Source organism: Mesorhizobium ventifaucium, from assembly GCF_935822925.1.
In the GTDB taxonomy this organism is placed as follows: domain Bacteria; phylum Pseudomonadota; class Alphaproteobacteria; order Rhizobiales; family Rhizobiaceae; genus Mesorhizobium; species Mesorhizobium ventifaucium.
The window spans coordinates 42,226-51,484 of the sequence record NZ_CAKXZS010000046.1 but is presented as its reverse complement, the minus strand read 5'-3'; the positions used below and the strand labels follow the sequence as shown (position 1 = coordinate 51,484).

Genomic DNA, 9,259 nt, shown 5'->3' with positions numbered 1-9,259 from the left:
GCGCGAACAGGATGGTCATGCCGACGCGGCCGAAGAAGAAGGCGACGGTGATCGCCACCACCATCACCCACCAGGCGTTGATGCGCTGGTTGAGGTTGACCAGCGTCGAGGAGAGCGGCTTCGGCGCGCGCCATGACAGGATGCCGGCGACCAGGCTTGCCGTGGTCAGCACCGCAGTGAGGCCGACAACCATGATAAGGGTCTCGTGCATTGGCATGTTGTTCTAGTCGTCTCTTGGAGCATCGTGCCGGATATCGGATCCGGCATGATCTCTACGCTCTTTGGGCTCTACGCTGTTTTGGTCGCATGATGTTTTTCGGAAAACCGGATTCCACTTTTCCGCATCATGCGTTGGCGGGCGGGGGTTCAGCGCCAGCAGTGTTTGGCGGGCGCGGTCGAGAAAGGCGCGGCGTTCCTCGCCGGGCGCAAGGGCGATCGGCGCGCCGAAGACGACCCGGCAGAGCAGCGGCACCGGCACGAACTGGCCCTTGGGCAGCACCCGCGACATGTTCTCGATCCAGCACGGGATGAGTTCGACGTCGGGCCGCGCCATCGACAGATTGTAGAGGCCGGAGCGGAACGGCAGCAGCGGCTGGTCAGTCATGTTGCGCGTGCCCTCGGGGAAGATGATCAGCGAATGACCCTCGTCGAGCACCGACAGCATGATCGAAATCGGATTCTGCGCCTCATCCGTCCACTGCCGGTGGATGAGCACCGAGGACAGCATGTCCTGCGCGATGAACCGGCGCAGCCGCGATTTTCCCCAATAGTCGGCGGCAGCGACGGCATGGGTGCGGGCGCGCTCCTCCTCGCTGAGGCAGGCCGACAGCAGGATGAAATCGCCGTGGCTGGCATGGTTGGCGAAGTAGATGCGCTGCCGGTCCGACGGCTGGCTGCCGTTCCAGATCGGCCGCACGCCGGTCACCGCCCAGGCCAGCGCCGACAGGCCGACCGAGGTCACGGTCTGCAGCAGGGTGAAGGTCCTTGTGCCGAGCTTGCTCATCGTCGGGCTCACAAAGACAAGGCGACGAGGGACGCCGCCACGAACAGGCCGAGCGCGATGCGCTGCTTCATCAGCAGGCGTTGCGTGCCCGCGATGCGCCGGTCGAGCGAGCGGATGCCGGCAGCGGCCGGTTTGACGCGCATGCGCGCCAGCACGTCGTCGACCGAGGCACCGCCGGCGGCCTCGCTGATGTGGCTCGCCATCAGCCAGAACAGCAACGCGTCGAAGACAAGCAGGGCCGAGACGGCGAGAGCGACCACGCCGCTCGCTACCACGACCAGCCAGGCCGCTGCCGCCAGCGTCGTCGCCTGTGGCTGCGCTGCCACGGCAATGACCGGCGCGGCCGCCAACGCGGCCAGCACCAAAAACAGCGGCCACACCGCCTGCGTCATCAGCCGGGCGGCGAACGCTTCGGCTTGGTCTCGATGGGCACTCATGCCGGCTCGTCCATCGCGATCCGAAGCACCGGCCGGCCCGATGCGGCGAGCCGCGCGTGCGCCTGCGCCAGCGTTGGCGAGCGGCCTGTGGCAACCAGCCATGCGGCGACGGCGCCGGCGCTGCGCTGGAAGCCGAGCGCGCAGCAGACAAGGACCGTGCCGTGGCTGCGCGCGCCCTCGATCGCCGCCACCGCTTGCGCTTGCGCCGTTGGCGAGGGCGGCAAAAGATCGACCATGGCGACAGCCGTCCAGCGGCAGGTGACGCCGCGCGGCCGCTCCAGCTCGCCGGCAAGGTCGATCACCGTGCCGAAGGCGCCGGCCTCCGCGACGGTGGGAAAGCGGCCGAGGAAGACACCGCCGGCAATGGCAACATGCGGTGGCAGCTTGCGCGTCCATATCCATGCATTGATCCTGGCGCCAAGCCGGTGGGGCAGCAGCAAAACACGGCTGGCCAGCGAGACGCTGCCGTCGGCCGTTTTCTGGAACACTTTGGCGCCGGCTCCGGCATAGGCGAAGGCAACGATGGCCAGCGCCAGCGTCGGCCACAGCAGGATGAGCCACAGCGCCGAGACGAAGGCGCCGGCAACGGCGCCGGCCAGCGCAAGCGCTGCGACCAGCGCGTAGAACAGGGCCAGCCGCCGCGCGCTGGCATCAGCGGTCAGCCGGAAGCCGGCGAACGGCAATTCGCCGTTGCGCGGAAACAGCCACAGGGCGAAAAAGCCGAGCAAAGCGCCGGTCGGGATATCGATGACATGGTGCTGCCACGTCGTCAGCACCGAGGCGCCGATCAGCAAACACCAGGCATGCCAGACGACGCCGGCCATGCCTTTGAGCCGATTGCGCCATTGATCCCAGATGATGACCAGCAGCGCGATGTGCAGTGACGGCGCCTGGTTGAACGGCTTGTCGAAGCCGCCGAGCACCGCGAACATGAAGCCTGGCAGGGCGGATGTCTGCGGCCGCACGAAGGTCGCCGTCAGCGGGAACAGGATGAAACAGCCGACGGCGACCAATTGCGCCGTGAGATAGCGGCCGGCAAGACGGTCGACGCCGCGCTTGGTATCGTTCAACAGCAGCGACAGGCCGTAGAACAGGTTGATCGACCAGTAGGGCACGATCGTCCAGGCGATGAACGGGATGCCGCGCTCCCAGGCAAAGACGATGCTGCCGACATCGTCGCGCTGCGACGCCAGCCAGTTGGCGAAGCCATAGGTCGCGTAGAAGAACGGCGCCAGAAACGCCAGCCACAAGGCTGCTCGCAGCACGATTCCGGCGTACGGCTCGTGCGCAGAAAGGTCAGGGGCCGCGGCAGGACCAAGGACAGGTAAAACCATGCTCAGACGCGCCGCGCGACCGAAACGGTGAAGATGCCCCACTGGTCGATGCGCTGGTCGAGCTTCTCGAAGCCGGCCGCTGCCACCAGCTGGTCCATCTCGCCTTGCGTGCGCCGGCGCATCACCCAGGCCTGGCCGCCGCGATGCGAGGTCAGGCTGCGCGCTATCATTTCGAGCTGCGGATGCCAGGGCTGGTTGGTGTAGAGAAGCAGGCTGCCGGTCTGCATCGCCTTGGCCAGCCCGCCGAGCGAGCGGATGATCATGGCGTTGTCGGAAAACAATTCGTAGAGCCCGGAGATGATGGCCAGGTCCGGCGCTGGATCGAGCCCGGAAAGCATCTCGGCGTCGAAGGCGTCGGCCTGGTGGAACGATACGCTGGTCGGCAGGTGCCGCTCGGCGATCAGCTTGCAGCCGAGCGAAACGTTGAGCACGGAGAAGTCCTGCAGCCGCACGCTGGCCGGCGGCTCGGTGCATTTGGCGACGGCGTCGAGCACGTAGCGGCCGTGGCCGGCAGCGATATCGACGATGTGGACCGTGCGGCCGGCGGCCTTCAGTGTCCCAGTGGCGCTGCCGATCAGCTCTTCGAGATGCAGCTTGCGCTGGCGGATGCCGCGCCAGCCGATGGCGTCGAGAAAGGTGCGGTCGATCATGCGGCCGAGCGGACCGGTGCCCCGCGCCTGGTTCTCGTAGACATAGTCAAGCGTCGAGCCGGAATCGAACCCGGTGGCAATCCCGGTCTTCATGCCTGACGACAGCCAGGCACCCACGCGGATCGAGGCGCGGCTCATAGCCCAGTAGAGGCCCTTCGGTGACAGCAAAGCGAGCGGCGAGGCCAGCCGGTCGGCCTCGTCGCGCGTGTAGCCGGCGCGGTCTGCCGCGGTCAGTTCGACGGACTTCTGTGGCGTCGCGAACTGTCTTTCCAGGAACGGCTTGATCAGGTCGAGTGCCTTGCGGCGGTCGCGCTCGCCCAGCGTGTCGTGGAAGAAGCCGGGCAGCACATGCCGCTCCTTGGCTGGGCTGGCGAGATTGACGAAGAATTCGTGCTGCGGTCCATGCCGCACAACCCAGTCGCTGCCGGAGATCAGCAATTGCGTCGGCACGGTGATGGCGCGGGCATCCGACACGATGCGCGCGGCGTGGTCGTAGAGCTCGACCAGGATGTTGGAAGCGATCGGCCGCGTGATCAGCGGATCGGCCTCGAAGGAGGCAATGCGCTCGGGATCATGCGTCAGGAACTTGGCCTTGACGTAGGAATTGACGAAGAAGCGCCCCTTGATCTTCTGCCACAGCGCAATGCCTTGCTTGGCGAAAGGCACGTAGAGCTTGACCGAGAAGGCCGGCGAGGCCAGCACCAAAGCGCGAATTTGCGGTGCATAATCATGCACCCAGGCGGCGGCGAGCACCGCGCCGAAAGATTGCGCGATCAGCCCGATGTCGCGCTGGGAAAAACCGTCTTTGCCGATCTCGCGCACCAAACAATCGATGTCGCGCACAAGTGCGGCAAAGGACGGCGCATAGCCGCGCTCGCCGGCCGAGCGGCCATTGCCGCGCGCGTCCCAGGCGTAGAAGGCGTGGCCGGGCATATCGAGTTCGTCGACCAGATGCGCCATGCGGCCGCCATGCTCGTGGCCGCGGTGGAACAGCACGACCGCGCCCCTGGCGGGTTGCCCGGCCGCTGGCCAATAGCGGTAGAAGATCTCGGTGCCGTCATGGGTGCGGAAGGTGCGCTCCTGCGCCACCCGCTGCTCAACTGCGGCAGCAGCAATCGTCGGTTCATGAAGCATGTTTTTCCCCAGGCGGATGCGACAGGAATTTCAGTCGCCGCTCCCGTTAAGGCCGCTGCGTATCCGGTTGATGGCGGTCACCAGCGAGAGTGTAGCCATTGCCGGAAACACAAACGGCGTGATCGCGTCCAACCACAGGCCGCAGGCGACGAGGACGGCGACGATGCCGAGCGCCAGCGCCCGATCGCTCTTGCCGAACGGCCCGGCATAATTGCGTCCCGCGCCCGCCGCGATGCCGAGCACGCCGGCGAACTCCACAAGCACCGCCGCGACGGCAAAGGTGACGACGCCCCAGGCTGGGAAGATGACGGCAAAGGCCAGGATCAGTGCCAGGTCGGAGATGGCGTCGCAGAGCTCGTTTAGATACATGCCGAGTTTTGAGGCCTGGCCATGTTCCCGCGCCAGCATCCCGTCGATGGCGTTGAGCGCCATGCGCGCAAACAGCACCACCGGCATCAGCAGGAAGACCGCGCGATGGCCGGCAAGGGCCGCGACCACAACGCCGGTGGCAACCGACAGGGCGGCAGCCAGCAGCGTGATCTGGTTGGCGGTGACGCCGGCCCCGGCCAGCCGGTCGGCGAGCGGCCGCAGCCTGGCCTGGAAGGCCGGTTTCAGCGCATAAAGCGTCGGCATGTGCGAACCCCCCGGCCGCGGTGCAACTCCCGCGAGGATGATCAATTGGCGCGCAAGACGCAAGTGCGGCGGGTACATGGTTACAATCAGCGCTGGACGAGGCAACAAGCGACCGCTGTGCGGCTCGAAATAGAGCGCTTGATAGGTGTGGGGGAACTGCTGCAGGTGCGTTGTTACCGTTTTTCCGAAACCGGTAGCCTCGGCTGCGAGCTGCGTGGACGCGGGCTGAAAAATTACCAGTCGGCAGTCCGCCTTCCTTCCCGACCTCCGATGCGCGCACTGCGGCAACCCCGCCGTTCTGGCGGGCATGGAGTACTCTCAAATAAGAACTTTACAAATTTTCGTACATATGTGAAGTTATGTCCACCAAAGGGTCATCCATGACAGCCAATCGTTTCGCCACACGCCTGAATTCCTTTGCCTCGCGGCCGCAGGCTGAATGGCCGGACCTTGTCGGCAAGCCGTCCATGCTGCAGATGGCGGCGCGGGCGGCGAAAGTTGCGGGACTGACCGACCTTGACCTCAACTTTCCCGATCATGTCGATGAAAAACCCGCAGAAATGGCGCGACAACTCGGTGATCTCGGGCTTTCCATCAACGGTTTCGCCATGCGCTACTACTCCAATCCGGCCTTCAAGCTCGGCGCCTTCACCAATCCGGATCCGGCAGTTCGCCGCGAAGCCATCGACCTGACCAAGGCGGGCATCGACGCCGCGCGTGAGGCGGGCGCCAATCTGATGACGCTGTGGCTCGGGCAGGATGGCTTCGACTATACCTTCCAGGCCGATTACGCGACGCTGTGGCAACACGAAATATATGGGATTCGTGAAGTGGCAGTGCATGATCCCGACTGCCAGATCAGCCTGGAGTACAAGCCCAACGAGCCGCGTTCCTACAGCCTGATGCCCGACGCGGCGACAACTTTGCTGGCGATCCGCGATATCGGCCTGCCCAATCTCGGCGTGACGCTCGATTTTGCCCATGTGCTCTATGCCGACGAGCAGCCGGCTTTTGCCGCAGCACTTGTGGCGCGCCACAGCAAGCTCTTGGGCGTGCATCTCAACGACGGCTACGCCAAGCGTGACGACGGCCTGATGGTCGGTGCGGTGCATACGCTGCAGACGATCGAGTTGCTCCGACAGATCCGCCGCGACGGCTACGCCGGCGCCATCTACTTCGACACGTTCCCCGACATGACCGGGCTCGATCCGGTCCACGAATGCGAAGTCAACATCGCCACCGTCAAGCGCATGCTGCGCGTCGTCGATCGGTTGGAAAGGGACAACCGCCTGTCCACCGCCATCGACCGCCAGGATGCGGTCGCGTCGCAAGCCATCATCCAGGAAGCCATGCTCGGGCCGGACAGCTGAGGCCGGCGCCGTTTTCAACCAAGGGAGGAAAGACCATGAAATTTCTGCTTGCCACCGCCACCGCTGCGCTGATGGCGCTGTCCATCGGCTCGGCCTTTTCGACCGACCTCGCGCCGCTCAATTCCGACACCGAGAAGGACCGCATCGACTGGTCGCAGCTCGAGGCCAAGTTCGGCGCGTTTCCCAAGCTGCCCGACGGCACCAGGGCGGGCGCCGTCTCCAAGACGCTTACCAACGAATACTGGCGCTCGCTGGGTGAGGGCTACAAGTCGTTCGGCGATCGCGTCGGCGTGCCGGTCGTCTACCAGGCGGCGCAGAGCGAGGGCGACCAGCTCGGCCAGCTCACCATAGCCGAAGGCCTGGTCACCCAGGGCTACAACGTGCTGCTCGTCTCGCCGCAGACCGACTCCAACCTGCAGCCGATCATGGAACAGGCCAGGGCCGCCAACGTGCCGGTGGTCAACGTCAATGACGCGGTCATCCCGCAGGCTGAGCACTATGTCGGCAATGTCCAGCGCGACAATGGCGTCCGCGTCGCCAAATGGTTCATCAAAAACCGGCCGGATGGCGGCAAGGTCGCCATCGTCGAAGGCCAGGCCGGCGTCTATGCCGCCGTCCAGCGCACCGATGGCTTCAAGACCACGATCACCGAAGCCGGCAAGTTCGAGGTCGTCGCCAGCGTGCCCGGCAACTGGGATCGCCAGACGTCCTACGACGCAGCCACCAACATCCTGCAGCAGCACCCCGACCTGATCGGCTTCTATGCCAACAATGACGGCATGGCGCTGGGCATCGTCGAGGCGGTCAAGGCCGCCGGCTTGCAGGACAAGGTCGCCGTCTTCGGCACCGACGGCATCTCCGACGCCTATGCCTCGATCCGCGCCGGCGAGCTGACCGGCACCGTCGATAGTTTCCCGGTGCTGACCGGCGAGGTGGCGCTGGAATCGGCGTTGCGACTGGTGGCCGGGCAGAAGCTGCCGCGCGTCGTCGCCACGCCGCAGGCGCTGATCACCAAGGACAATGCCGACCGCTATTCCGGCGCCGGCGACGCCGTGCGCAAGGCGCTGCTCGAGGACGCGGCGGCGGGCAATTAGGGGCAGGACCGCGGGTGCCGGCCCTTCGGCTGGCGCCCTTTGCCTGGAGAATAGAACCAATGTCTGTCGCGCGGCTGCAATTCGAAGGCATTTCCAAGGAGTTTCCGGCCGTGCGGGCGCTGAGGGATGTGTCCTTTTCAGTCGGCGCCGGAGAAATCCATGGCCTGCTCGGTGAGAACGGCGCCGGCAAATCAACGCTGCTGCGCATCCTGTCGGGGGTCTACAGGCCGACCGCCGGAAGCGTGCTGATCGACGGCAGACAGGTGGCGCTGAACAATCCGGTCGCCGCCCGCGCCGCGGGCGTTGCTATGATCCATCAGGAATTGCAGCAGGTGCCGCAGCTCAGCGTCGCCCAGAACATGTTCCTCGGCCATCCGCTGACGCGCGGCGGCATCTTCGTCGCACGGCGCGAGCAGGAGCGCCGCGCTGCGCAAGCCCTTGCCGCCCTCGATCCGACCATCGATCCGGCAGTCCCGCTCGGCAGCCTGAAGGTCGCGCAGCGGCAGATCGTCGAGATCGCCCGGGCGCTGCTCGATCGGGCACGCATCGTGGCGATGGACGAGCCGACATCGAGCCTGACCCCGAGCGAGTTCGAGCGGCTGGCCGAAGTCATTGCCGGACTGGCGCGCGACGGTGTCGCGGTCGTCTATGTCTCGCACAAGCTGGACGAGGTGTTCGGCATCTGCCAGCGCGCCACAATCATGCGCGACGGCGTCGTGGTCGAAACCATTGATCTGGCGCAGGTGTCGGAAAAGACCGTCGTTTCGATGATGGTCGGCCGCGAGCTTGCCCAGGAACAGCACCGCTCGCATGCCTCCAGCGAGGTCAGGCTGAGCGTGCGTGGCCTCGCCTCGGCAACCAAGGTCCATGATGTCTCGTTCGACTTGCATCGCGGTGAGGTGCTGGGCATTGCCGGCCTGGTCGGCTCGGGCCGCACCGAACTGCTGCGGCTGCTGGCCGGCGCCGACCGCGCCTCGTCGGGCAGGGTCGAGATAGACGGCAAGGGAGTAAAACTTCCCAATCCGCGCGACGCCATCGCCGCCGGCATCGGCCTGGTGCCGGAGGAGCGCAAGCGCGAAGGCATCGTGCCGTTGCGGTCGATCTCCAGCAATATGGCGCTGGCCTCGATGGGCGTGTTCGCACCGCACGGCGTCATCGATCACAGCAGGCTGAAACGGGTCGCGGCCGAGAAGATGAAGCGGGTCAATTTGCGCCCGTTCCTGCTCGACCGGCCGATCCGACTGTTCAGCGGCGGCAACCAGCAGAAGGCGATCATCGGCCGCTGGCTGGCGGCGGGAACGCGCATCCTTTTGTTCGACGAGCCGACGCGCGGCATCGATGTCGGCGCCAAGGCGGAGATCTACCATTTGATCGAGGAGCTCGCCGCCGAAGGCCATTCGGTCGTCGTCGTGTCGTCCGAGCTTCCCGAGGTGATCCGGCTCGCCGACCGCGTGCTGGTCATACGCGACGGCACGGTCGCCGCCGAACTCGACCGGGCAGATCTCAGCGAACAGGCGATCGCGGCGCACGCCATACCCCAATCGGAGACTCAAGGCCGGCAGGCGCAGGGCCATTGGGCCGGTGCATAACGGACAGGACGAGCA

General features: G+C 65.8%; 7 protein-coding genes and 2 pseudogenes. 3 read left to right on the top strand and 6 right to left on the bottom strand.

Annotated elements, in window-relative coordinates; genetic code table 11:
• The 6 genes and pseudogenes from NMG70_RS28685 to NMG70_RS28660 form a co-directional block, all read right to left on the bottom strand.
• Nucleotides 1-211, bottom strand: a pseudogene (locus tag NMG70_RS28685) (phosphatidate cytidylyltransferase); the annotation flags it as partial.
• A gap of 135 nt (nucleotides 212-346) precedes the next feature.
• A pseudogene (locus NMG70_RS28680) lies at nucleotides 347-1,003 on the bottom strand (lysophospholipid acyltransferase family protein); the annotation flags it as partial.
• A gap of 8 nt (nucleotides 1,004-1,011) precedes the next feature.
• On the bottom strand, nucleotides 1,012-1,440 hold the full coding sequence (locus NMG70_RS28675) for a hypothetical protein (protein ID WP_254027605.1): 429 nt from the start codon (nucleotides 1,438-1,440) through the stop codon (nucleotides 1,012-1,014).
• Nucleotides 1,437-2,774 (bottom strand): phosphatase PAP2/dual specificity phosphatase family protein, encoded by a 1,338-nt coding sequence (locus tag NMG70_RS28670; RefSeq protein ID WP_254027604.1) that lies wholly within the window; start codon nucleotides 2,772-2,774, stop codon nucleotides 1,437-1,439. Before NMG70_RS28670 ends, NMG70_RS28675 begins: the two co-directional genes overlap by 4 nt.
• 2 nt (nucleotides 2,775-2,776) lie before the next feature.
• A complete protein-coding gene (locus NMG70_RS28665) occupies nucleotides 2,777-4,558 on the bottom strand; it encodes a bifunctional alpha/beta hydrolase/class I SAM-dependent methyltransferase (RefSeq protein ID WP_254027603.1) in 1,782 nt (593 codons plus the stop codon).
• 30 nt (nucleotides 4,559-4,588) lie between these two features.
• Nucleotides 4,589-5,191: a CDP-alcohol phosphatidyltransferase family protein gene (locus NMG70_RS28660; RefSeq protein ID WP_254027602.1), complete on the bottom strand. Its 603-nt coding sequence runs from the start codon at nucleotides 5,189-5,191 to the stop codon at nucleotides 4,589-4,591.
• Between the two features lie 380 nt (nucleotides 5,192-5,571).
• On the opposite strand from NMG70_RS28660, the gene NMG70_RS28655 reads away from it, so the two are divergent.
• Genes NMG70_RS28655 through NMG70_RS28645 form a run of 3 tightly spaced genes read left to right on the top strand, consistent with a single transcriptional unit; the run spans nucleotide 5,572 to nucleotide 9,244 of the window.
• Nucleotides 5,572-6,561 (top strand): TIM barrel protein, encoded by a 990-nt coding sequence (locus tag NMG70_RS28655; RefSeq protein WP_254027601.1) that lies wholly within the window; start codon nucleotides 5,572-5,574, stop codon nucleotides 6,559-6,561.
• Between the two features lie 35 nt (nucleotides 6,562-6,596).
• Entirely contained in the window at nucleotides 6,597-7,655 is a 1,059-nt protein-coding gene (locus NMG70_RS28650; RefSeq protein ID WP_254027600.1) for a sugar ABC transporter substrate-binding protein, read from the top strand.
• A gap of 59 nt (nucleotides 7,656-7,714) precedes the next feature.
• Entirely contained in the window at nucleotides 7,715-9,244 is a 1,530-nt protein-coding gene (locus NMG70_RS28645) for a sugar ABC transporter ATP-binding protein (RefSeq protein WP_254027599.1), read from the top strand.
• Nucleotides 9,245-9,259 lie beyond the last annotated feature (15 nt).

Coding starts and splice junctions, on each gene's coding strand:
- NMG70_RS28660 (WP_254027602.1), bottom strand. CDS start 5,191: ATGCCGACGCTTTATGCGCTGAAACCGGCCTTCCAGGCCAGGCTGCGG.
- NMG70_RS28670 (WP_254027604.1), bottom strand. CDS start 2,774: ATGGTTTTACCTGTCCTTGGTCCTGCCGCGGCCCCTGACCTTTCTGCG.
- NMG70_RS28650 (WP_254027600.1), top strand. CDS start 6,597: ATGAAATTTCTGCTTGCCACCGCCACCGCTGCGCTGATGGCGCTGTCC.
- NMG70_RS28665 (WP_254027603.1), bottom strand. CDS start 4,558: ATGCTTCATGAACCGACGATTGCTGCTGCCGCAGTTGAGCAGCGGGTG.
- NMG70_RS28655 (WP_254027601.1), top strand. CDS start 5,572: ATGACAGCCAATCGTTTCGCCACACGCCTGAATTCCTTTGCCTCGCGG.
- NMG70_RS28645 (WP_254027599.1), top strand. CDS start 7,715: ATGTCTGTCGCGCGGCTGCAATTCGAAGGCATTTCCAAGGAGTTTCCG.
- NMG70_RS28675 (WP_254027605.1), bottom strand. CDS start 1,440: ATGAGTGCCCATCGAGACCAAGCCGAAGCGTTCGCCGCCCGGCTGATG.